At 59.1% G+C, this 23,635-nt stretch carries 23 protein-coding genes; 21 read left to right on the forward strand and 2 right to left on the reverse strand.

The window, feature by feature from the left end; translation table 11 throughout:
- The first annotated feature begins 19 nt into the window (after window positions 1-19).
- The 11 genes from LA04_RS11405 (at window position 20) to LA04_RS11455 (ending at window position 10,762) form a co-directional block, all read left to right on the forward strand.
- Window positions 20-502: a DUF2501 domain-containing protein gene (locus LA04_RS11405; RefSeq protein WP_081957693.1), complete on the forward strand. Its 483-nt coding sequence runs from the start codon at window positions 20-22 to the stop codon at window positions 500-502.
- Window positions 503-772: 270 nt separating this feature from the next.
- On the forward strand, window positions 773-3,064 hold the full coding sequence (gene opgB, locus LA04_RS11410) for a phosphatidylglycerol--membrane-oligosaccharide glycerophosphotransferase (protein ID WP_047651679.1): 2,292 nt from the start codon (window positions 773-775) through the stop codon (window positions 3,062-3,064).
- Between the two features lie 180 nt (window positions 3,065-3,244).
- Entirely contained in the window at window positions 3,245-3,883 is a 639-nt protein-coding gene (locus tag LA04_RS11415; RefSeq protein WP_047651621.1) for an EAL domain-containing protein, read from the forward strand.
- Window positions 3,880-4,422, forward strand: a complete 543-nt coding sequence (locus LA04_RS11420; RefSeq protein WP_047651622.1) for a helix-turn-helix transcriptional regulator — start codon at window positions 3,880-3,882, stop codon at window positions 4,420-4,422. The genes LA04_RS11415 and LA04_RS11420 overlap by 4 nt, the downstream gene beginning before the upstream one ends.
- Window positions 4,423-4,454: 32 nt before the next feature.
- Window positions 4,455-4,949, forward strand: a complete 495-nt coding sequence (locus LA04_RS11425) for a Csu type fimbrial protein (protein ID WP_047651623.1) — start codon at window positions 4,455-4,457, stop codon at window positions 4,947-4,949.
- 2 nt (window positions 4,950-4,951) lie between these two features.
- Entirely contained in the window at window positions 4,952-5,728 is a 777-nt protein-coding gene (locus tag LA04_RS11430; protein WP_047651624.1) for a fimbrial biogenesis chaperone, read from the forward strand.
- Entirely contained in the window at window positions 5,649-7,937 is a 2,289-nt protein-coding gene (locus LA04_RS11435) for a fimbria/pilus outer membrane usher protein (RefSeq protein WP_235211331.1), read from the forward strand. The genes LA04_RS11430 and LA04_RS11435 overlap by 80 nt, the downstream gene beginning before the upstream one ends.
- Complete coding sequence (locus LA04_RS11440) at window positions 7,928-8,884, forward strand: Csu type fimbrial protein (protein ID WP_047651626.1); 957 nt, start codon at window positions 7,928-7,930, stop codon at window positions 8,882-8,884. The genes LA04_RS11435 and LA04_RS11440 overlap by 10 nt, the downstream gene beginning before the upstream one ends.
- Before the next feature lie 126 nt (window positions 8,885-9,010).
- Entirely contained in the window at window positions 9,011-9,751 is a 741-nt protein-coding gene (locus LA04_RS11445; RefSeq protein ID WP_047651627.1) for a winged helix-turn-helix domain-containing protein, read from the forward strand.
- Between the two features lies 1 nt (window position 9,752).
- On the forward strand, window positions 9,753-10,226 hold the full coding sequence (locus tag LA04_RS11450; RefSeq protein WP_047646579.1) for a hypothetical protein: 474 nt from the start codon (window positions 9,753-9,755) through the stop codon (window positions 10,224-10,226).
- 29 nt (window positions 10,227-10,255) lie between these two features.
- The gene (locus LA04_RS11455; RefSeq protein WP_047651628.1) at window positions 10,256-10,762 is read left to right on the forward strand and encodes a GNAT family N-acetyltransferase; all 507 of its coding nucleotides are present in this window, start codon (window positions 10,256-10,258) and stop codon (window positions 10,760-10,762) included.
- A 43-nt stretch (window positions 10,763-10,805) separates the two neighbouring features.
- Here LA04_RS11455 and tsr read toward each other — a convergent pair whose 3' ends face one another.
- Window positions 10,806-12,470, reverse strand: a complete 1,665-nt coding sequence (gene tsr, locus LA04_RS11460) for a methyl-accepting chemotaxis protein (protein WP_047651681.1) — start codon at window positions 12,468-12,470, stop codon at window positions 10,806-10,808.
- 83 nt (window positions 12,471-12,553) lie between these two features.
- On the reverse strand, window positions 12,554-12,994 hold the full coding sequence (gene hpaR, locus LA04_RS11465; RefSeq protein WP_047651629.1) for a homoprotocatechuate degradation operon regulator HpaR: 441 nt from the start codon (window positions 12,992-12,994) through the stop codon (window positions 12,554-12,556).
- A gap of 271 nt (window positions 12,995-13,265) precedes the next feature.
- Here hpaR and hpaG point away from each other — a divergent pair, with 271 nt between their 5' ends.
- From hpaG to LA04_RS11515, 10 genes are all read left to right on the forward strand, one after another.
- Window positions 13,266-14,543, forward strand: a complete 1,278-nt coding sequence (hpaG, locus tag LA04_RS11470; RefSeq protein WP_047651630.1) for a 4-hydroxyphenylacetate degradation bifunctional isomerase/decarboxylase — start codon at window positions 13,266-13,268, stop codon at window positions 14,541-14,543.
- Window positions 14,540-16,006 carry a 5-carboxymethyl-2-hydroxymuconate semialdehyde dehydrogenase gene (gene hpaE, locus LA04_RS11475; protein ID WP_047651631.1) on the forward strand — a complete coding sequence of 489 codons (1,467 nt, stop codon included), beginning with the start codon at window positions 14,540-14,542 and terminating at the stop codon, window positions 16,004-16,006. Before hpaG ends, hpaE begins: the two co-directional genes overlap by 4 nt.
- Window positions 16,007-16,008: 2 nt before the next feature.
- Complete coding sequence (gene hpaD / locus LA04_RS11480) at window positions 16,009-16,860, forward strand: 3,4-dihydroxyphenylacetate 2,3-dioxygenase (protein WP_047651632.1); 852 nt, start codon at window positions 16,009-16,011, stop codon at window positions 16,858-16,860.
- A 9-nt stretch (window positions 16,861-16,869) separates the two neighbouring features.
- Complete coding sequence (locus LA04_RS11485) at window positions 16,870-17,250, forward strand: 5-carboxymethyl-2-hydroxymuconate Delta-isomerase (RefSeq protein WP_047651633.1); 381 nt, start codon at window positions 16,870-16,872, stop codon at window positions 17,248-17,250.
- Window positions 17,251-17,304: 54 nt separating this feature from the next.
- Window positions 17,305-18,108, forward strand: a complete 804-nt coding sequence (hpaH, locus tag LA04_RS11490) for a 2-oxo-hept-4-ene-1,7-dioate hydratase (RefSeq protein WP_039262280.1) — start codon at window positions 17,305-17,307, stop codon at window positions 18,106-18,108.
- A 10-nt stretch (window positions 18,109-18,118) separates the two neighbouring features.
- The gene (hpaI, locus tag LA04_RS11495) at window positions 18,119-18,916 is read left to right on the forward strand and encodes a 4-hydroxy-2-oxoheptanedioate aldolase (RefSeq protein ID WP_047651634.1); all 798 of its coding nucleotides are present in this window, start codon (window positions 18,119-18,121) and stop codon (window positions 18,914-18,916) included.
- A 21-nt stretch (window positions 18,917-18,937) separates the two neighbouring features.
- Entirely contained in the window at window positions 18,938-20,290 is a 1,353-nt protein-coding gene (gene hpaX / locus LA04_RS11500; RefSeq protein ID WP_047651635.1) for a 4-hydroxyphenylacetate permease, read from the forward strand.
- Window positions 20,262-21,194: a 4-hydroxyphenylacetate catabolism regulatory protein HpaA gene (gene hpaA, locus LA04_RS11505; RefSeq protein ID WP_047651636.1), complete on the forward strand. Its 933-nt coding sequence runs from the start codon at window positions 20,262-20,264 to the stop codon at window positions 21,192-21,194. The genes hpaX and hpaA overlap by 29 nt, the downstream gene beginning before the upstream one ends.
- Before the next feature lie 177 nt (window positions 21,195-21,371).
- Window positions 21,372-22,934 (forward strand): 4-hydroxyphenylacetate 3-monooxygenase, oxygenase component, encoded by a 1,563-nt coding sequence (hpaB, locus tag LA04_RS11510; RefSeq protein WP_047651637.1) that lies wholly within the window; start codon window positions 21,372-21,374, stop codon window positions 22,932-22,934.
- Window positions 22,935-22,951: 17 nt separating this feature from the next.
- Complete coding sequence (locus LA04_RS11515) at window positions 22,952-23,464, forward strand: 4-hydroxyphenylacetate 3-monooxygenase reductase subunit (RefSeq protein WP_047651638.1); 513 nt, start codon at window positions 22,952-22,954, stop codon at window positions 23,462-23,464.
- Window positions 23,465-23,635 lie beyond the last annotated feature (171 nt).

Here is a 23,635-nt window from a genome sequence, read left to right on the forward strand (position 1 = left end):
CCTTTTTGAGAGAGCCATGATGAAAAAAAAGATTCTAATCAGCACCTTTTTAGGCGCGCTGCTGGTGACCGGCATAGCGCAAGCGGCGTCCTGGCAGGAGTCCCTGTCAAGCGCAGCAAATGAGCTGACCAAGGAGAGCAGCAGCTCTCAGGGTGGACTCTCCGCCTCTTCCCTCACCAGCCTGCTGGGCAACAGCTCTCAGAGCCTTAGCGCGGGCACGATGAACAACGCGGCGGGGATTCTGGAATATTGCGCGAAGCAAAAGCTGGCCTCAGTGACCGACGCGCAAAACGTGAAAAATCAGGTGCTGGGTAAACTGGGTCTGGATACCCAGGAGCAGAAAGCGGACACCAACTATATGGACGGCATTCAGGGCCTGCTTAACGCGCAAAACGGCCAGCAGCTGAATCTGAGCACCCTCGGCAACTCTTCTCTGGCAAAACAGGTGAAAACCAAAGCCTGCGATCTGGTGCTGAAACAAGGCGTTAATTTCCTCTCCTGAGCCACCCCATTTTCTGCCACAACACGCCGCGTTTAATGCGATAGTCTTGCAGCGCGGCGCTAAACGAGCCTTTTTCCCACCTGCCACCGTCTCAGCGTCCGTTTGTCAGGATGTGTCCATCTTCATAAAAACGATTTTATAAACCAAATCCTAACAACAGCACACTTTCGTGACACTAAAATTGCAGCTTAACGACATCGCAATTACATTGTATGACCCAAAAAATAAACAGTTAGCCAGCGAAGCACCTGGCGTCATGAGGATATGCTGTTGTCAGAATTCATGTCTCTTATCCTTTTTCTGGCTTCTGTCGGCGTTTACGCCTGGAAAGCCGGCCGTCACACCTGGTGGTTTATCGCCACGCTGGTGGTGCTCGGCATTTTTATTATTTTAAACATTACCTTATACGCCAGCGACTACTTTACCGGTGACGGTATTAACGATGCGGTGCTCTACACGCTGACGAACAGCCTGACGGGCGCGGGCGTGGGCAAATACATTCTTCCGGGGCTCGGCCTTATCGCCGCGCTGGTGACGATTTTTGGCGCGCTGGCCTGGGTGCTGCGTCGACGTCGCCATCTTCCCCACCATCATGGCTACAGCCTGCTGGCGTTATTCCTGGCGCTGGCCTCCGTCGACGCCAGCCCGGCGTTCCATCAGATCGCCGAGCTGGTGAAATCCCAGTCGCGCGATGGCGATCCGGATTTCGCGGCTTACTACAAAGAACCGTCGAAAACAATCGCCAACCCGAAGCTCAATCTGGTCTACATCTACGGTGAAAGCCTGGAGCGCACGTACTTTGATAACGATGCCTTCCCGAACCTGACGCCAGACCTGGGCGCGCTGAAAAATGAAGGTCTCGATTTCAGCCACACCATGCAGCTGCCCGGTACGGATTATACGATTGCCGGGATGGTTGCCTCCCAGTGCGGTATCCCGCTGTTCGCGCCTTTTGAAGGTAACGCCTCAGCCTCGATGTCGACGTTCTTCCCACAGAATATTTGCCTCGGCGATATCCTGAAAAACTCCGGCTACGAAAACTATTTCGTGCAGGGGGCAAACCTGCGCTTTGCCGGAAAAGACGTGTTCCTGAAATCCCACGGTTTTGACCACCTGTATGGCTCAGAAGAGTTAAAAGCGACGGTTGCCGATCCGAGCTACCGTAACGACTGGGGCTTCTATGACGATACGGTACTCGACGAAACCTGGAAGAAATTCGAGGAGCTTTCCCGCACGGGCAAGCGTTTCTCCCTTTTTGCGCTGACGGTGGACACCCACCATCCGGACGGGTTCGTCTCGCGCAGCTGCAAACGCAAAAGCTATGACGTGGACGGCAAAAGCAACAAGTCTTTCAGCGCCGTCACCTGCAGCCAGGAGCACATTGCCGCGCTGGTCGAGAAAATCAAAACCTCGCCCTGGTTTAAAAACACCGTCATCGTCGTTTCGTCTGACCATCTGGCGATGAAAAACAGCGCCTGGGATCGGCTCAACAAGCAGGATCGCAGCAACCTGTTCTTCGTCCTGCGCGGCGACCAGCCGCAGCAGGAGCTAATTGCCACCAAACGCAACTCCATGGATAACGGCGCAACCGTGCTGGACATTCTGGGCGGCGACAACTTTATTGGCCTTGGCCGCAGCACGCTGTCGGGGCAATCCCTGTCGGAAGTGTTTCTCAACATGAAGGATAAAATTCTCGCCTGGAAGCCAGACATTATCCGCCTGTGGAACTTCCCGAAAGAGATGAAGGACTTCACCGTCGATCGGGATAAAAACACGATTGCCTTCTCGGGCAGCAGCTTCCGTCTGCCGCTGCTGGTGCGCGTGTCGGAGGGGCGGGTCGAGCCGCTGCCGGAAAGCGAATATTCCGCGCCGCTGCGCTATCAGCTGGCCGATTTTGCCCCACGCGATAATTTCGTCTGGGTCGACCGGTGCTACAAAATGGGCCAGATCTGGTCGCAGCCGCTGGCGCTTTCTACCGACTGGTGCGTCTCTCAGGGTCAGCTCGGCGGGGAGCAAACCGTGCAGCACGTGGATAAAGCCCAGTGGAAAGGCAAAACCGCGTTCAACGATACGGTGATTGATACCGCGCGCTATCAGCACAACATCGACATGCTTAAAGTCAGCGATAACGATATTCGCTACAAAGCGGATAGCTTTATCTTTAACGTGGCCGGCGCGCCCGAGGAAGTGAAGCAGTTTAGCGGCATCTCGCGTCCGGAGTCGTGGGGGCGCTGGTCCAACGCGCAGCTGGGCAACGAGGTAAAAATTGAGTACGCCCATCCCCTGCCGGAACAGTTCGACCTGGTGATCACCGCCAGAGCGTATGGCCCCAACGCTAACAAGCCCGTCCCCGTGCGCGTGGGCGATCGGGAGCAGACGCTGATGCTCGGGAACGACGTGAGCACGCAGACGCTGCATTTTGAGAATCCTTCGCGCAGCAATACCCTGGTGATCGTGCCGCCGGACCCGCAGTCCACGAACGAGGGGAATATCCTTGGGCACTCACCGCGCGAGCTCGGGATCGGCATGGTTGAAATCAAAATCGTCAGCAGAGCGGGTTAATACGCGTCGCGCCCGGCGTACTGCCGGGCGCTTATAAAAATAAATAATCCTATATCAGGCTTATAAATTAGATAAAAATACTTTATATAAGCCGTTTTTATCTATAAATATCCCACCAAAATACAAATCCATAAAATGTGCGACTCCTGAAATCACAACGGAGCGTTACGCACTTTTATCATGCTAACCGGCTATAAGTTCGAATCCATCCGGGCATTGCGCAGTGAAAATGTGATTGCCTGGGAGGTATTGTCTACGGCAAAGCCCCACGTCAATCTTGAAGATTACTTTGGCTCGATGCCCGCAACGCAGCGTAAAGCGCACTTCTTTGCGCAGCTTCGTCATGCCATGTTTTGCAAGGATGGCGACAAGTATTATCTCAATGCGACATCGGATTTACTGCTGGAAACGGACTTCCTCGACAGGCTAAAAGAAGAGACACCCTGCCCGGAGAGACTTGCTATCGAGGTCACCGATCTCCATACGATGGTCCAGCTCGAGGATACGCAAAGCCAGGCACTGCGGAAATGCATCGCGACGCTCCACCAGTGGGGGATCGAAGTCTGGGCAGACGATGTCTGCGAAGACCTTCTTCCCGATCTTCTGACCAGCCAGATCCGCTTCTGCGGCGTCAAGATTGATAAACATACCTTCTGGAGCGGACGCATCGAGCAGGCAAAGTTCCTGCATCTCACCCGCCAGTTCAAGCGCGTCGCCAGCAAGGTGCTGATAGAAGGCATCGAAACCGCAGGGGATTTCGCGCTGGCCCGTGCCAGCGTGGCCGACTACGGCCAGGGCTATCTGTGGGGCAAAAAATGACGCCCTTCATTCCTAATGCTGGCTATCAGGTCATCGTTCTGAGCGGCAATGCGTTTTTATGGCTTGGCCTCCATTCGATGATTTCGATGGCCGTTACCCCTCGCCCGGAGATGTATTGGATTCATAACGTTAATTCTGAAGGGTTTTTACATCTCCAGGAACGGCTGCTCAATACACACGTTGGAGAGAACTGGCTGGTATTTACGGATGCCGCGCGGGTCTGCGACGTTCACGCCTGCCTGCGTAACGAGCGGGTCCGAGTGGTCGCGGACAACCTCTCGTTTGCGCAGCTAAGCCACTGTTTTAGCGACACGACATTTTCCTTCGAAAACGCCGCCACGCTCTCGCAGCAGGAGAGGCGGGTTTGCATGTTGCTCCATAAAGGATTCAGTCCGGTTCGCATCGCAAAAATCATGAATAAGTCCCCTAAAACGATCTACACCCACAAGCGTAACGCGATGAACAAATTTTGTTGTCACAGCCTGGCGGAATTCCATCGAAAACTCTGCCTGCTGGACGCTCAGTCATTCGCTTTGTAATTGCACTGTTACTCACGTCAGGAAATAAGATCATGAAAATTATTCCCACCCTTGTATGTTGTTCCGTTCTCCTGCTTCCAGCTGCTGCGATCGCCGCAGACAGTACTGCAAGCGCGACGATGCACGTATCACTTGAGGTCGTGAAGTCGTGCACCCTTAAAGCCAACGACCTCAACTTCTCGCGTCACGGCTCCGATGAGTCGAGCGAAATCCAGGCCAAAACGCAGGTCGATATCGTCTGTACCAACGGCACGCCTTTCACCCTCACAGCCACCAGCAACGACGGCGAAAACGGTACCTTCTGGCTGAAGCCGGAAAACGGCGAAAAGGGCGCGCAGAAGATTGCCTGGAAGCTCTTTGCCGACGAAGGCAAACAGACGCAAATCACCGGCACGAATGGCCTGGACGATACCGGCAACGGTTCGGAACAGGAGGAAACGTTGTATGGCATCATTGAAGCCGGGGCGCTGACAACCGCCCAGGCAGGTACCTACAGCGACGATATCACGTTAAAACTGGAGTACTGATCGTGCGTCGCTTCCTTCCCTGCTTCATTCTGTGGCTCATGATGCTGGCACTGCTGTCGCGCTACGCGCTGGCCGCCACGCTTCAGGTGGCCCCGGTAACGCTCGACCTGCAGAGCAATCAGCGGGCCGCGGCGGTCTATCTCACTAACAGTGGGAAAGCGGCCATCCATGCGCAGATTCGGGTATACGAATGGACGCAAAAAAACGATAAAGATGTTCTGGTGGCCACCGGGGAGGTGGTCAGCAGCCCGGCGATGACATCACTGGCGCCGGGCCAGCAGCAGCTGGTGCGCATTATCGTCATGCAGCCTGGCATCCGTGCACAGGAGCAAAGTTACCGGCTGGTCATCGACGAGCTGCCGGACGCCACGTCCCGTGCCGCCAATCCCAACACGGTGCACTTCCTGCTGCGCTACTCGATTCCGGTGTTTATTGCCGGGAACCAGGAAGCGCCAGCCAGCCACGATGCACTGAGCTGTGAGCAGGCAGAAATGCCGGCCACCCTCCGCTGCTTTAACGCCGGAAACCGCCACATCCGCCTGAGCCACCTTGAGGCCCTGACGGCCGATGGGCAGGTTGTAGGGTCGATTAAAGGCCTGGCGGGCTATGTGCTACCGGGACAAACCGCCCTTTTACCGCTTAAGCAGGCTTCACGACACGCGCTCAGCACGCTGCGCGTCTATCTCAATGATGACCACCATGCCAGCCAGATACCCCTGCGCCCGCTCGCTTCTCGCGCTCCTGTTTTGGCTACCGCTCATGCTGTCAGCCCGGGCTGAACCCGCCGACACCGTACAATGGCTGGCCATTACCGTGAACCACGCCCCGCGAGGCGAGCTCTGGGCCTGCCGGGTGGTGGATAATGCGCTATGGATAAGCCGCAGCGACATGAAAAAGCTGGGGCTTCACGCCCCAGACGATCGCGCCGGGTGGGTTGAGCTGACGTCCCTGCCGGGCCTGAAGGTCAATGTCGACGTGCTGTCCCAGCAGGTGTCGATTACCGCAGAAGCAGAGGCGTTCGAGGGCCAGCAGCATCTGACCGTCTCAAAGCCCACACCGCTTTACCGCTATCCTGATGCGCAGCCCGTCAGCGCGTATACGCTCGGATACGCGCTCTACGCGAGCGATGCGCAGGGGAAGCGCCAGCTTAACGCCCAGACCATGCTGACCGCGTCCGGAGGATTACCCGGAACGTTCAGCAGCAGTTTTTCAAGCCATGCCGGGGAGGAAAACAGCGCCGGTCGGCCTACCCACACCCGTCTCGAAACCCGCTGGCAGTGGGATAATACCGACTCGCTGACCACGCTGGCGCTGGGCGACAGCATCACCACCGGCACCCGCTGGAGCCGGCAGGTACGCTTTGGCGGTCTGCACTGGGCACGTAATTTTGAGCTCAATCCCCAGCTTAATACCGAACCGCGCAGCCGCTACAGCGACACGGCCGTGCTGCCTTCCACGGTCGATCTGTATATCGACGGCCTTAAGCAGAGCAGCCAGCGCGTCACGCCGGGAGACTTTCTGCTGGATACCCTGCCCTCCTTCACCGGCAGCGGGCAGGCGGAGGTGGTCATTACCGATATCAACGGCCAGCGTCGCGCCGTACAGCTCGATCTCTACGGCGCGCCGGGCATGCTGGCGGAAGGGCTCAGCAGCGGCTCGCTGGACATCGGCTGGATGCGGGAAAACTACGCCCGGCACTCCGACGACTATGCCGCCTCGCCTCTGCTGGACGCGGGCTGGCGCTATGGGGTGAATAATCACCTGACGCTGGCGCTGCATACGGAACAGCAGCGCAGGCTGCGCAACGTGGGCACGGGCGCTGACTGGCTTGTCTCTCCCGCCGTAGGTGTGGTCAGCCAGCACGTTGCCGTGAGCGACAGCCCTTACGGACAGGGCGTTCAACGGGGCCTCGGCTGGCAGTGGAACGGCAGAGGAACGGGCATTTCTGCCAGCACCGTCCGTACCGGGGCGGGATTCGCCGACAACGCCCGTATGAGCGGTGCCGCGCCCGTCAGACGCAGCGACAGCGTTTGGGTAAGCCAGTCCGTCCCCCACTTCGGAACCGTTGGCGCGGGCTGGGTACAGCAGAACATTCAGGGCAATACACAGCGTTACCTCAACGCCTCCTGGTCGCTGTCGCTGCCAGCACACATCTCCACCACGCTGAGCTATACCCGCTCGTTTACGGATTCGTCGAGTCACGTTCAGCTGCTGCTTTCCGTCCCATTGGGTCGCGAGGACACGCTCTCCGTTCAGGCCAGCCGGGATAAACCGCGCATGGATTACCGCCACCAGCCGGACGATGAGGCCGGCGGCTGGTCATGGGAGCTGGGCCAGGGCTTTGGCGAACGACGTGAAAGATATGCGGACGCAGGCTATCTGGGCCGAGCGGGCGAATGGCACGTTGGGCTGCAGCAAGGTGCTCACCAGGGCAACCAGTACGCCTCAGCCGAAGGCAGCCTGACGCTGCTGGATGGCAGCCTGCACGCGCTGCGCTATATCCAGCAGGGCATAGCGCTGGTGTCAACGCACGGCATTGGGCACGTACCGGTGATGCTGGAAAACCGCCCGGCCGGTGAAACGGATGAGGATGGTTATCTCCTGCTGACCGACCTGCCGCGTTACCACAACAGCAAAATCAGCATTAACCCGCTCGATCTGCCCGCCGATGTGATCGCTCCCGTCACCGACATGCATGCCAGACCGGGCAACAGCAGCGCGGTAAAAATCGATTTTAACGTCCATCACGCCGTCACGGTTCAGGCGCGACTGGTCGACAGCCGCCGCAGGCCGCTCCCGCTGGGCAGCGTCGTGTCAACGCCGCAGGGCGCCACGATCGTGGGACGCGACGGCTTTATCTGGCTTGAAGATCCGCCCCTGCCGGGTGAACTGGTGGTGAAGACCGATGAGGGGGAGTGCCGGGTCACGCTTGCGGCGCCGCGTACCGCGTCATCAATACAGAATATCGGAGAACAACTGTGTCATTAAGAGCGCCGTTATTATTGCTGCTCGTCCTGTCCGTGAAGGCGATGGCGGCAGCCTGCTGGATAACCTCCGCGCCCGCCATTAACTTTGGCAAGGTCGTGGCGGGCAATACAACCTCCGTCAACACCGAGGTAAAATTTAGCTGCCAGGCCGACAACGAGGGCAGGACGGAATATATCAACGTCTGCCTGAGCAGCGTAGACGCCCCGCCCTTTGAGATGATCTCGCCGGGGGACCAGGAGGGGAAACAGTACACCCTCCTCTTCCGCCTGCTTAACGGCGCAGCGCGCGCTCAGGAGCTGGGGCCTGCCAGCAGCGGGAATCTGATTCAGCAGACCCTGGCCGCGGAAAGCAATGCCAACGTCAGCGGTACCTTTCCGCTTATCGCCACCATTCCGGCAGGGCAAAGCCAGCTTCCGGCCTACCACTATTACAACTACAACATGAATCTGCGCATCGCCTGGCACAGCGCCATGCGTCAGGATGCGCTGCAAAACTGCTCGGACGGTTCAGCAGAGGGGGAGCAGGTGCAGGGCGGCACCAACGCGCAGGCCGAAATCAGCCAGGGATGCTACATCGAGCGCGTAACTCCGCTTAACTTCGGCACCCTGACCAGCACCGCTACCCTGCGCCCGACGCGATCCACCGCCACCGTCACCACGCGCTGTCCGGCCGGAATCGCGTTCACCCTTGCCATGGGCAAAGGTAACCATGCCAGCGGTAATCAGCGGCAGCTCTGCAACAGCGAGGGTCAGTGCCTGCGCTACGGGCTCTGGCAGGATGAGGCGGCCACGCAACGCTGGGGGGATCAAAACAGCGGCGATGCGCTGCAGGTCACCAATCCCGCAGGCGGCACCCAGAACTACACCGTTTACGGCGAGGTCCCGGCGCAGCCGCTAACGGGTACCGGGGAATTTATTGATGACGTGATTATCACGCTGACTTATTAAACCACCCAAAATCCTGCCTGGATCAATGTTATCGGTAACAGTGGCGTTAAAATAGCCAGCAGTGCTGCCCGGAAGGCGTAAGCCTTCTCTTTATATTCGTTATATCTGTTTTTATTACAACAACTTATGAAATACCTGCTTGCTGACGCCATCGTCTATAACGACGAGGACGGTTCTGTTTCTCTTATCAATGCGCCGGATGACGATGCGCAGCTCCTCACCTGTACGGCCAATACCATCCTGAGGCTGCTGGTTCAGCATCACGGGAACGTGGTCGAACGGGAAACCTTTCTTCAGGAAGTCTGGGATCGGCGAGGGCTCCAGGGGTCTAATAACTCCTTAAACCAGTACATCAGCATTCTGCGCAAGATGCTGGGGACCCTGCTACCCGACGAGCTGTTTATCGTTACCGTACCGAAAACAGGCTTTATGCTCAGCGCAGACGTCACGGTCACCCCGCTGGAGGAGGCCCCATCGACCGCCGAAACGGCGCAAGCTGCGTGGCGCGTTCGCCCGGAATGGCTGTTCTGCGGCGCGCTCACGCTGGTCGTCGTTGCGCTATGCATCTGGATAGCGCTCCTCAAGCCAGAAAACTCGCAGCGGGAGATCCATCTGCTCACGCATATCGGCACCTGTCCGGTCTACACCTTTACGCCGCTGGCGGACGTGTTCCATGAGAAGGCGATTGGGCTGGCGCAGACTCTTCAGCAGGACGGCCATCTTCCGTGCCTGAAAAATTCGATTTTCTACATGCACATTCAGAGAACGCTTTTCTACGGCCACGAAGGGCGGCTGGTGCTCTCCCAGTGTTCCCTCACGCGGGGTAAAGCCAGCGCCTGTCGTACGCTTTACTATTACGAGTGGTGATATGAAACACAAAAAAGTTTGGCTAATCCTGATCCTGAACCTGCTTCTGCTGGGCGCCGCGCTGGCCTGGTACTTCCATACGCCCCCGCTCTCGGTAGCCTGCGATGGAAACCTGACCTTCTCCGACCGGCGCGACAGCCACGATTTCACCTTTGACGGCGAGATCATTATGCGTTTTCATCCTGACAAAACGGGGTACATCACGCTAAACGGCAGCGTGGTGAATGCCCCGCGCAGCTGGGAGGTTTCCCGCCAGGAGATGTTTAAATGGCGTCACGTGGAGGGCGAACTGTATGAAATTGTCATTCAAAAAGTGGAGCGTTTTAGCCACGATGCCATGCCGCCAGGAGTCTTTGAAAAGTACGTCGCAGGCCTGACGCTGGGCAATAAAAGACTTCTGACGATAGAACGCACGCCGGAAGACGCGCTGGTGATCAGCAATTTTTACTCGCCGGTGCTGATCTGCTCGGAATAATGTCGACGGGTCAGGCTATACTTGCCGCCATGCACATTCATATTCGCCCCACTACCCCTAACGACGTTACTGCCCTACCCGCCATTGAACGCGCGGCGGGCGAGCGCTTTCGTGAAGACGCGGAGCTCGCCTGGCTTGTCGACGGCGAGGTCATTTCCGCTGAGCAGCACCTTGAGTATGCCGAACGTGGGCTAAGCTGGCTGGCGCTGGCGAACGGCCAGCCCGTCGGGTTTATCCTCGCCGAAGCGCACTCTTCGTCGCTTTTTATCGTGGAGCTTTCGGTTGATCTGGACTGGCAGGGAAAGGGGATTGGCCGGCAGCTCATCACCCGTGCGGCTGACCATGCCCGCACGTTGGGGCTGGCGTCGCTAACGTTGACGACGTTCAGAGACGTACCGTGGAATGCGCCGTTCTATGCGCGGCTGGGGTTTGAATACGTAACTGAACTCACGCCTGAACTGCGTGAAAAACGGGAAGAAGAAGCAGCGCACGGCTTAGCGTATGAGACGCGCTGCGCCATGCGCCTGCCTCTGTAATATTGCCGAGTGGCGTAGCCGCCACCCGGCACAACGCGCAGGATTAGAACGTTTCCCAGTTATCGCCTGAATCGGCCGTCGCGGTTTTACGCGCCATCACCGGCGTGGAAACCGCTTTAGCCGCAGCGAACTCGCGCGCTTTCATCTGCTCCTGCTGAATGCGGAACACCGCCACGGCTTGAGTCAGACGGCTCGCCTGCTCTTCCAGTGCGGCGGCCGCTGCGGCAGATTCCTCAACCAGCGAGGCGTTCTGCTGGGTCACGCGATCCATCTCAGCGACCGCCAGACCCACCTGGTCGATACCGCGGCTCTGCTCGTCAGACGCAGAGGCGATTTCACCCATGATGTCCGTTACGCGGGTCACCGCGTTCACGATTTCACCCATGGTTTCACCGGCGCTTTCTACCAGCGTTGAGCCCACTTCCACGCGGCCCACGGAGTCTTCAATCAGGCTCTTGATCTCGCGAGCCGCCTGGGCGCTGCGCTGGGCCAGGTTACGCACTTCACCTGCCACCACCGCAAAACCACGACCCTGCTCGCCCGCACGCGCCGCTTCTACCGCCGCGTTCAGTGCCAGAATGTTGGTCTGGAAGGCAATGCCGTCGATCACGCTGATAATGTCGGCAATTTTCTGCGAACTTCCCGCGATATCGCGCATGGTTTGCACCACGTTATCAACCACTTTGCCGCCTTTCTGCGCGGTTTCAGAGGCGCTCAGCGCAAGATGGCTCGCCTGACGGGCGTTTTCGGCGTTCTGCTTAACGGTCGCCGTCAGCTGCTCCATGCTGGCAGCGGTCTCTTCCAGGGAAGCGGCCTGCTGTTCAGTACGGGAAGAGAGGTCGTTGTTGCCCATCGCAATTTCGCTCGCGCCGCTGTAGATAGCGTTGGCGCCGTTACGCACGTCGCCAACGGTACGCACCAGTTCACCCTGCATATGGCGCAGCGAGTCGGCCAGTTCACCCATCTCGTTGGTGCCCTGAACTTCAATACGCTTCACCAGGTCGCCGCTGGCGATATGGCGAATGTTGTCGATCAGACGATTCAGCGGGGAGATCAGCGTCTGCTTGATGTTGAGCCAGACGGCCACGATCACTACCAGCACGGCAATCAGAACGCTAATCAGCACCCAGATAGCCTGGCTGTAGGAGCTGTTGCTGTCTTCGACCGCCGTCTGATACAGCTTGTCGTTCTGCTGCAGGTAGCTCACGTACTGCTTCTCAAAACCGTCCTGATAGCTCTGGGTCGGCTGGTCGAAGAAGGCGTTGATTTTGCCCGCGCCCAGCAGCTGAATCAGCTCCGCCAGCGCGCCGTGGTAAATATCATAGTTACGCTTGATCTCCATGGCATCCGCATCGCTTTGACGCGGATCGCGCGGCAGGGCTTCGTAGGCAGCCCAGTTTTTTTCCGCCTGTTTCAGAGACGTAGACGCGATTTGCATCAAATCGTTAACGGTCGCGCCGCTGCCGATATTGCTCTGATCCATCATGTAGCGGATACCCGCACGGTTCAGGGTATTACGGGTTTGCAGCAACGCGACCCAGCTGGCGTTCAGCGTGGATTGTTGCTGGCGAATGGTTTGCAGGACGGTGAAATTCTCTTTGTCATTCTTAAGGGCATTAAAGAAAAGACCACCGGACGTGAGTTGTAAAAGGCCAAATATCGCTAAAACCAGCATTAAGCTGGTGACAATCTTGATACGGTTTAACATGTTTTCTCTTTCCTCAGACAGATACAGAATTTTCGGCCTGGAAAGGGAAAACTTTACGAAAATCATCCTGGAATTTGTGGTTTTTACTCATCTTCCCGCGCTGCGTTATGCCGGTTTCCGAGTTCAATAAACTCTTCCAGCAGCGCCGTCAGCTGTTTCATCTTCTCCGGCGTGTATTCCGCCTCGATCTGCTGATACGCCTCTTCGACCTGCGCCTGGGCGTGTTCATACAGCGCATTCCCCTCTTTGGTCAGCGACACGTACAGCTTGCGCTGGTCGTTCACCGGCTTTAAGCGCAGCACCAGGCCGTCGCGCTCCATCCGCGTCAGAATGCCCGTCAGGCTCGGGCGCAGGATGCAGGTGCGAAACGCCAGATCGTGAAAATCCATCGACGGATGTTCAGCCAGCACGCGCACAATGCGCCACTGCTGCTCGGTCAGGTTATGCCGCTTCACGATCGGGCGGAAGTACGACATCGCCGCTTCCCGCGCCTGCAGCAGCGCGATGGTTAATGAATCATGCATAGCCTCTCCCCTTAACATCATTAACAAGTAAACAATCACTAAAAGATGCTTTTATAAACAACACGTTTTCCGTCAAAAAGTCTAACAGAAACTCAGCAATTTTATTAAGCCTTTGATTTAAATATAAACAAAACACGAAATGTAAATTTATTGTTATTCCCATCACAAATCTTTCACTTCTGATTGCGAAATAAACAGCAAAAGCATAAAACCAGATCATTAACATATTAATGAAATCACAACCCGGACCGCCGGGGTGAGGAGTATATGAATGAAAGGTACCGTTTTTGCCGTCGCCCTCAACCATCAAAGCCAGCGCGAAGCCTGGCGTGAGGCGTTTGAAAAAGCCCCCTACAACACGCCGCCGAAAACGGCGGTGTGGTTTATCAAACCGCATAACACGGTGATTCGCGCGGGCGAGCCGATCCCCTTCCCGCACGGGGAAACGGTGCTGAGCGGCGCGACGGTGGCGCTGGTGGTGGGCAAAACAGCCAGCAGGGTGCGCGCGGAGGACGCCGCGGCGTACATTGCAGGGTACGCGCTCGCCAACGAGGTGAGCCTGCCGGAAGAGAGCTTCTACCGCCCGGCCATCAAGGCCAAATGCCGGGACGGATTTTGCCCGCTCGGCGAATTGGTCGCCGTTGATAACGTGGATAACCTGACGATCATCACCGAGATCAACGGCCGCGAAGCGGACCACTGGAACACGGCCGATCTTCAGCGCAGCGCCGCCGAACTGCTGAGCGCCCTGAGCGAGTTCGCCACCCTCAATCCCGGCGATGCGATCCTGCTCGGCACCCCGCAAAGCCGCGTTGAGATCCGCCCGGGCGATCGCGTGCGCATTCTGGCAGAAGGCTTTGCGCCGCTGGAAAACCCAGTGGTAGATGAACGCGACGTCGCTCACACGCACCGCACGCCGCCACACGCCACGCTGTTTGCCCTCGGTCTGAACTATGCCGATCACGCCAGCGAGCTGGACTTCAAGCCGCCGACCGAGCCGCTGGTATTTATCAAAGCGCCAAACACCTTCAACGGCGACGGCCAGACGTCGGTGCGCCCGAACAATATCGAATACATGCATTACGAAGCGGAGCTGGTGGTGGTCATCGGTAAAACCGCCCGTAAGGTCAGCGAAGCCGAGGCGATGGACTATGTTGCGGGCTATACGGTCTGCAACGACTACGCCATCCGCGACTACCTGGAAAACTACTACCGCCCGAACCTGAGGGTGAAAAGCCGCGACGGGCTGACGCCCATTTCCCCCCACATCGTGCCGAAAGCGGCGATTCCCGACCCGCACAACCTCACCCTGCGCACCTTCGTCAACGGCGAGCTGCGCCAGGAAGGGACCACGGCGGATCTGATCTTCAGCATCCCGTACCTGATTGCGTACCTGAGCGATTTTATGACCCTGCAGCCGGGCGACATGATCGCCACCGGCACGCCGAAGGGGCTGTCCGACGTGGTGCCGGGCGATGAGGTGGTGGTGGAAGTGGAAGGTGTGGGACGCCTGGTGAACCGAATTGTCAGCGAGGAGACTGCAAAATGAAAAAGATTAACCACTGGATAAACGGTAAAAACGTCGCCGGAAGCGAGTACTTCCACACCACCAACCCGGCCTCCGGCGAGGTATTAGCGGAAGTCGCCTCCGGCGGTGAAGCTGAAGTTCACCAGGCCGTCGCCGCCGCCAAAGAGGCGTTTCCAAAGTGGGCTAACCTGCCGATGAAGGAGCGCGCGCGCCTGATGCGCCGTCTGGGGGATCTGATCGACCAGAACGTCCCGGAGATCGCCGCGATGGAAACCGCCGATACCGGGCTGCCGATCCACCAGACCAAAAACGTGCTCATTCCGCGCGCCTCGCACAACTTCGAGTTCTTCGCCGAGGTGTGCCAGCAGATGAACGGCAAGACCTATCCGGTTGACGACAAGATGCTCAACTATACCCTGGTGCAGCCGGTGGGCGTCTGCGCGCTGGTGTCGCCGTGGAACGTGCCGTTTATGACCGCTACCTGGAAGGTTGCGCCGTGCCTGGCACTCGGAAACACCGCAGTGTTGAAGATGTCTGAACTCTCCCCGCTGACCGCCGACCGTCTGGGCGAGCTGGCGCTGGAGGCGGGTATTCCGGCGGGCGTGCTCAACGTGGTGCAGGGCTACGGCGCAACGGTGGGCGACGCGCTGGTGCGCCATCACGACGTGCGCGCCGTCTCCTTCACCGGCGGCACCGCCACCGGGCGCAACATCATGAAAAACGCCGGGCTGAAGAAGTACTCCATGGAGCTGGGCGGCAAATCCCCGGTGCTGATTTTTGAAGATGCCGACATCGAGCGCGCGCTGGACGCCGCCCTGTTCACCATCTTCTCCATCAACGGCGAGCGCTGCACCGCCGGCTCGCGCATCTTTATCCAGCAGAGCATCTACCCGGAATTCGTGAAGCGCTTTGCCGAGCGCGCCAACCGCCTGCGCGTGGGCGACCCGACCGATCCGAACACCCAGATTGGCGCGCTCATCAGCCAACAGCACTGGGAAAAAGTCTCCGGCTACATCCGCCTCGGCATTGAAGAGGGCGCGACCCTGCTGGCGGGCGGCCCGGACAAACCGACCGACCTGCCTGCGCACCTGAAGGGCGGCAACTTCCTGCGCCCGACCGTGCTGGTGGACGTCGACAACCGCATGCGCGTGGCGCAGGAGGAGATCTTCGGGCCGGTGGCCTGCCTGCTGCCGTTTAAGGACGAAGCGGAAGGCCTGCGCCTGGCCAACGACGTGGAGTACGGCCTGGCGTCGTATATCTGGACCCAGGACGTCAGCAAGGTACTGCGCCTGGCGCGCAGCATCGAAGCGGGGATGGTGTTTGTGAACACCCAGAACGTGCGCGACCTGCGCCAGCCGTTTGGCGGCGTGAAGGCCTCCGGCACCGGCCGCGAGGGCGGCGAGTATAGCTTCGAGGTGTTCGCGGAGATGAAGAACGTCTGCATCTCCATGGGCGACCATCCGATTCCAAAGTGGGGGATCTGACCATGGGTAAATTAGCGTTAGCGGCAAAAATCACCCACGTTCCGTCAATGTATCTCTCCGAGCTGCCGGGCAAAAACCACGGCTGCCGCCAGGGCGCCATCGACGGGCATAAAGAAATTAGCAAGCGCTGCCGGGAGCTGGACGTCGATACCATTATCGTCTTCGACACCCACTGGCTGGTGAACAGCGCCTACCACATCAACTGTGCGGACCATTTTTCGGGCGTCTACACCAGCAACGAGCTGCCGCACTTTATCCGCGACATGACCTACGACTACGACGGCAATCCGGAACTCGGCCAGCTCATCGCCGACGAGGCGGTGAAGCTTGGCGTACGCGCCAAAGCGCACAACATCCCGAGCCTGAAGCTGGAGTACGGCACGCTGGTGCCGATGCGCTACATGAACGCGGATAAGCACTTCAAGGTGGTCTCTATTTCGGCGTTCTGCACGGTTCACGACTTCGCCGACAGCCGCAGGCTGGGCGAGGCCATCGTCAGCGCCATTGAGAAATACGACGGCACCGTGGCGGTGCTCGCCAGCGGCTCGCTGTCGCACCGCTTTATCGACGATCAGCGCGCGGAGGAAGGGATGAACAGCTACACCCGCGAGTTTGACCGTCAGATGGACGAGCGCGTGGTGAAGCTGTGGCGCGAGGGGCAGTTCAAAGAGTTTTGCAGCATGCTGCCGGAGTACGCCGACTACTGCTACGGCGAGGGCAACATGCACGACACGGTGATGCTGCTGGGGATGCTCGGCTGGGACCAGTACGACGGCAAGGTGGAGTTCCTCACCGAGCTGTTCGCCAGCTCCGGCACCGGCCAGGTCAACGCCGTTTTTCCCCTGCCTGCGTAAGGAGCCACCATGCCGCACTTTATTGCTGAATGTACCGACAACATCCGCGAGCAGGCCGACCTGCCGGGGCTGTTTGCCAAAGTGAACGAGGCGCTCGCCGCCACGGGCATCTTCCCCATCGGCGGCATCCGCAGCCGCGCCCACTGGCTGGACACCTGGCAGATGGCCGACGGCAGGCACGATTACGCCTTCGTGCATATGACGCTGAAGATTGGTTCCGGGCGCAGCCTGGAGAGCCGGGAAGAGGTCGGTGAAATGCTGTTTGCGCTGATCAAAACGCATTTTGCGGAGCTGATGGCGAGCCGCTATCTGGCGCTGTCGTTCGAGCTGGACGAGCTGCATCCGACGCTCAATTACAAACAAAACAACGTGCACGCGCTGTTTAAGTAATCCCGTCCCTTCTCCCAGGGGGAGAGGGAGAAAAATATAAAACAGGATATCGCCATGCTCGACAAACATACCCATACCCTGATCGCCCATCGTCTGCATCAGGCGGAACAGTCCCGGGAGCAGATCCGCCAGATCTCCCTTGACTACCCGACGATCACCATCGACGACGCCTACGCCGTCCAGCGCGAATGGGTCAGCCTGAAGATTGCCGAAGGCCGCGTGCTGAAGGGCCACAAGATCGGCCTGACCTCCAAAGCGATGCAGGCCAGCTCGCAGATTAGCGAGCCGGACTACGGCGCGCTGCTGGACGACATGTTCTTCCACGACGGCAGCGATATTCCCGTCGATCGCTTCATCGTCCCGCGCATCGAAGTGGAGCTGGCCTTCGTGCTGGCAAAACCGCTCCGCGGCCCGAACTGCACGATCTTCGACGTCTACAACGCTACGGACTACGTGATCCCCGCGCTGGAGCTGATCGACGCCCGCTGCCACAACGTTGACCCGGAGACCCAGCGCCCGCGCAAGGTGTTCGATACCATCTCCGATAACGCCGCCAACGCGGGCGTGATCCTCGGCGGTCGTCCGATTAAGCCCGACGAGCTGGATCTGCGCTGGATCTCCGCCCTGCTCTACCGCAACGGCGTGATCGAAGAGACCGGCGTTGCCGCAGGCGTGCTTAACCACCCGGCGAACGGCGTGGCGTGGCTGGCGAACAAGCTGGCACCGTACGACGTGCAGCTTGAGCCCGGCCAGATTATTCTCGGCGGCTCCTTTACCCGCCCGGTGCCCGCCAGCAGAGGCGACACCTTCCACGTTGACTACGGCAACATGGGCTCCATCAGCTGCCGCTTTGTGTAAGGAGGCAACCATGCAAAACGCATTCAAAGCGGCGCTGAAGGCGGGCCGTCCGCAAATCGGTTTATGGCTGGGGCTCACCAGTAGCTACAGCGCCGAGCTGCTGGCCGGAGCAGGCTTCGACTGGCTGCTCATCGACGGCGAGCACGCGCCGAATAATGTGCAAACCGTGTTAACCCAATTACAGGCCATCGCGCCTTATCCCAGCCAGCCGGTGGTGCGCCCGTCGTGGAACGATCCGGTGCAGATAAAACAGCTGCTGGACGTGGGCGCGCAAACCCTGCTGGTGCCGATGGTGCAAAACGCCGACGAAGCGCGGCTGGCGGTGCGTGCCACCCGCTACCCGCCTGCGGGCATTCGCGGCGTCGGCAGCGCCCTGGCGCGCGCGTCGCGCTGGAACCGCATTCCGGATTACCTGCAGCAGGCCAACGACGCCATGTGCGTGCTGGTGCAGATCGAAACCCGCGAGGCGCTGAAAAACCTGCCGCAGATCCTCGACGTGGAAGGCGTTGACGGCGTGTTTATCGGCCCGGCGGATCTGAGCGCCGACATGGGCTTTGCCGGCAATCCGCAGCATCCGGAGGTACAGGCCGCCATCGAGCAGGCGATCGCGCAGATACGCGCCGCTGGTAAAGCGCCCGGCATCCTGATGGCGAACGAGCCGCTGGCAAAACGCTACCTCGAGCTTGGCGCGCTGTTTGTCGCCGTCGGCGTCGACACCACCCTGCTCGCCCGCGGCGCCGAAGCGCTGGCGGCACGCTTTATCGAACAACCGGTTACGTCAGTTAATAACAATAAATCCGTCTACTAAACGTAAGATCTGGAGCGCACCATGACGACCTCTACCCTGCAAACCCATGATAATAAAGCTATTGAACATCGCGCCATTAACAAGCTGTTCCGACGCCTGATCGTCTTTCTCTTTATCCTGTTTGTCTTTTCGTTTCTCGATCGCATCAACATCGGCTTTGCCGGGCTGACGATGGGCAAAGATCTGGGCCTTACGTCGACCATGTTTGGCCTGGCCGCGACGCTGTTTTACGTCACCTACGTACTGTGCGGCATCCCGAGCAACATCATGCTGGCGAAGATCGGCGCACGCCGCTGGATCGCCGGGATCATGGTGGTGTGGGGCATCGCCTCCACCTGCACCATGTTCGCCACCAGCCCTGAAACCCTCTACGTTCTGCGCATGCTGGTGGGCATTGCCGAAGCCGGTTTCCTGCCGGGGATCCTGGTCTACCTCACCTGGTGGTTCCCGGCGTATCACCGCGCCCGCGCCAACGCGCTGTTTATGATCGCCATGCCGGTGACCATGATGCTCGGCTCGATCCTCTCCGGCTACATTCTGGCGATGGACGGGCTGTGGAACCTGAAGGGCTGGCAGTGGCTGTTCCTGCTGGAAGGTCTGCCGTCGGTGGTGCTCGGCGTGGTGACCTGGTTTTACCTCAACGACACGCCGGATCAGGCCACCTGGCTCGACGACGACGAAAAGCAGGCGCTGAAAACGATGATCGCCCGCGAGCAGGAGGTCGCCATTGCCCAATCCGTCACGCCGCGTTCGACGCTGCGCGAGGTGCTGACCCCGGCGGTGCTGCTCTACACGCTGGCCTACTTCTGCCTGACCAATACGCTCAGCGCCATCAACATCTGGACGCCGCAGATCCTGCAGAGCTTCAACACGGGGAGCAGCAATATCGTCATCGGCCTGCTGGCGGCGATCCCGCAGTTTTGCACCATTCTCGGGATGATCTGGTGGAGCCGACGCTCCGACAGGCTGAAAGAGCGAAAAAAGCACACCATCCTGCCGTACCTGTTCGCCGCGGCGGGATGGATGCTGGCCTCGGCCACCGATCACAGCCTGATCCAGCTGCTTGGCATCATTATGGCCTCAACCGGATCCTTCACCGCCATGGCCATATTCTGGACCACGCCGGATCGGGTGATTAGCCTGCAGTCCCGCGCGGTGGCGCTGGCGGTGATCAACGCCATCGGCAACGTCGGATCCGCCGTCAGCCCATTGCTGATTGGGATCCTGCGCGACGCCACCGGTAGCTTCAGCTCCGGGCTGTGGTTTGTGGCCGGGCTGCTGGTGGTCGGCGCGCTGGTGCTGACGCGCATCCCGATGACGCAGCGGGATCAACAGAGGAACGATCATGTGCCAGAGCCCTATCGCCAACATTGATATCAGCAAGGAGTACGACGAAAGTCTGGGCACCGACGATGTGCACTACCAGTCGTTCGCGCGCATGGCGGCCTTTTTTGGCCGCGACATGCAGGCGCACCGTCACGACCAGTATTTTCAGATGCACTTTCTCGATACCGGGCAGATTGAGCTCCAGCTCGACGATCACCGCTACTCGGTGCAGGCGCCGCTGTTCGTCCTCACGCCGCCGTCGGTACCGCACGCGTTTATCACCGAATCCGACAGCGATGGTCACGTGCTGACGGTACGCGAGGACCTGATCTGGCCGCTGCTGGAGGTGCTCTACCCCGGCACGCGGGAAGCGTTTGGCCTGCCGGGGATCTGCCTTTCGCTTTCCGACAGGCCGGACGAGCTGGCGGCGCTGAAGCACTACTGGCAGCTGATTGCCCGGGAATCCACGGAACAGCTGCCCGGGCGCGAGCACACTCTGGTCCTGCTGGCGCAGGCGGTGTTTACCCTGCTGCTGCGCAACGCGAAGCTCGACGACCACGCTTCAGGCGGCATGCGCGGCGAGCTGAAGCTGTTCCAGCGCTTTACCCAGCTGATAGATGCCCACTACCACCAGCACTGGACGGTGCCGGAATATGCCAGCGAGCTGCACCTGACCGAATCCCGCCTGACAGATATCTGCCGCCGCTTTGCCAACCGCCCACCAAAACGCCTGATCTTCGACCGCCAGCTGCGGGAGGCCAGACGCTTGCTGCTCTTCTCCGACAGCGCGGTCAGCGACATTGCCTGGCAGCTGGGGTTTAAGGATCCGGCCTACTTTGCCCGGTTTTTTAACCGCTTAGTGGGGTGTTCGCCGAGCGCGTATCGGGCGCAGAAAGTACCGGTATCGCCTGTTCCCCACACCCCGGCCCTCTCCCAAAGGGAGAGGGAGTAACCGTCCCCTCTCCCTTTGGGAGAGGGTTAGGGTGAGGGAAATCACACTCTGCGATCTCTCGCGAAAAGTACCCGTCGTTGTCCCAATCGTCCCTTCACGTTACGCCCCTCTCAGGCTTCAATTAAACAACAAAAACAAAACATAAATTTAACAACCCTATTCCGATACGAGGTCCCTATGAAGCCTGAAGAGTTCCGCGCTGATGCCAAACGCCCGTTAACCGGCGAAGAGTATTTAAAAAGCCTGCAGGACGGTCGTGAGATTTATATCTACGGCGAGCGCGTCAAAGACGTCACCACCCATCCGGCATTTCGCAACGCGGCGGCCTCCATCGCGCAGATGTACGACGCGCTGCACAAGCCTGACATGCAGGACGCGCTCTGCTGGGGCACCGACACCGGCAGCGGCGGCTATACCCACAAGTTTTTCCGCGTGGCGAAAAGTGCCGACGACCTGCGCCAGCAGCGCGACGCCATCGCCGAGTGGTCGCGCCTGAGCTACGGCTGGATGGGCCGCACGCCGGACTACAAAGCCGCGTTCGGCTGCGCGCTCGGCGCCAACCCGGCCTTCTACGGCCAGTTCGAACAGAACGCCCGTAACTGGTACACGCGCATTCAGGAAACCGGCCTGTACTTTAACCACGCCATCGTTAACCCGCCGATCGACCGTCACAAGCCGGCGGACGAGGTGAAAGACGTCTACATCAAGCTGGAGAAAGAGACCGACGCCGGGATTATCGTCAGCGGCGCGAAAGTGGTAGCCACCAACTCCGCCCTGACCCACTACAACATGATCGGCTTCGGCTCCGCGCAGGTGATGGGCGAAAACCCGGACTTCGCGCTGATGTTCGTCGCGCCGATGGATGCCGAAGGCGTGAAGCTGATCTCCCGCGCCTCTTACGAAATGGTGGCAGGCGCAACCGGATCCCCGTACGACTACCCGCTCTCCAGCCGCTTTGATGAGAACGACGCGATCCTGGTGATGGATCACGTGCTGATCCCGTGGGAAAATGTGCTGATCTACCGCGATTTCGACCGCTGCCGTCGCTGGACGATGGAAGGCGGTTTCGCGCGGATGTACCCGCTGCAGGCCTGCGTGCGTCTGGCGGTGAAGCTCGACTTCATCACCGCCCTGCTGAAGAAATCCCTGGAGTGCACCGGCACCCTGGAGTTCCGCGGCGTACAGGCGGATCTCGGCGAAGTGGTGGCCTGGCGTAACATGTTCTGGGCGCTGAGCGACTCCATGTGTTCCGAAGCCACCCCGTGGGTCAACGGCGCGTATCTGCCGGATCACGCCGCGCTGCAAACCTACCGCGTGATGGCGCCGATGGCCTACGCCAAGATCAAGAACATCATCGAGCGTAACGTGACGTCCGGTCTGATCTACCTGCCGTCCAGCGCCCGGGATCTGAACAACCCGCAGATCGACCAGTATCTGGCGAAATACGTGCGCGGCTCCAACGGGATGGATCACGTCGAACGCATCAAGATTTTGAAGCTGATGTGGGATGCCATCGGCAGCGAGTTTGGCGGTCGTCACGAGCTATACGAAATCAACTACTCCGGCAGCCAGGATGAGATCCGCCTGCAGTGTCTGCGCCAGGCGCAGAGCTCCGGCAACATGGACAAAATGATGGCGATGGTCGACCGCTGCATGTCCGAATACGACCAGCACGGCTGGACCGTACCGCACCTGCACAACAACAGCGATATCAACATGCTCGACAAGCTGCTGAAATAGCGCAGCGGGAGGTTGCAATGTATTCAGATGAACAACGCCTGCGTTTTCGCGACGCGATGAGCAGCCTGTCGGCTGCGGTTAATGTGGTCACCACCGAGGGCGAGGCGGGCCGCTGCGGTATCACCGCCACCGCCGTCTGTTCGGTGACGGACACGCCGCCGTCGGTCATGGTGTGCATCAACGCCAACAGCGCCATGAACCCGGTCTTTCAGAGCAACGGCAGGCTGTGCGTTAACGTGCTGAACCACGAGCAGGAGATCATGGCTCGCCATTTCGCCGGGATGACCGGTATGACGATGGAAGAACGCTTTGCCCTCTCCTGCTGGCAGAAAGGCCCGCTGGCGCAGCCTGTGCTCAAGGGCGCGCTCGCCAGCCTGGAAGGTGAGATTAGCCAGGTGCAAACCATCGGCACGCATCTTGTCTACCTTGTTGAAGTTAAGAACATCATCCTGAGTGATGCGGGCCACGGCCTGATCTACTTCAGGCGCCGTTTCCACCCGGTCATGCTGGAGGCAGAAGCCGCCGTGTGATCCCCCTCGCGCTGGCCTTTTTTCCGGCCAGCGCCGCTTTCTACAAAAACTCCTAAGGTTTCCGCTAAATCACGCCGTTATATAACCATAAGAGAAATTTTCTGTGACTGAATACTGGCACCCTTTGTCAGTGCATCCGCATCATTCAGCGCATACCTAAATATACAGGAT

Source organism: Enterobacter sp. UCD-UG_FMILLET (genome assembly GCF_000762975.1).
Taxonomy (GTDB): domain Bacteria; phylum Pseudomonadota; class Gammaproteobacteria; order Enterobacterales; family Enterobacteriaceae; genus Enterobacter; species Enterobacter dykesii.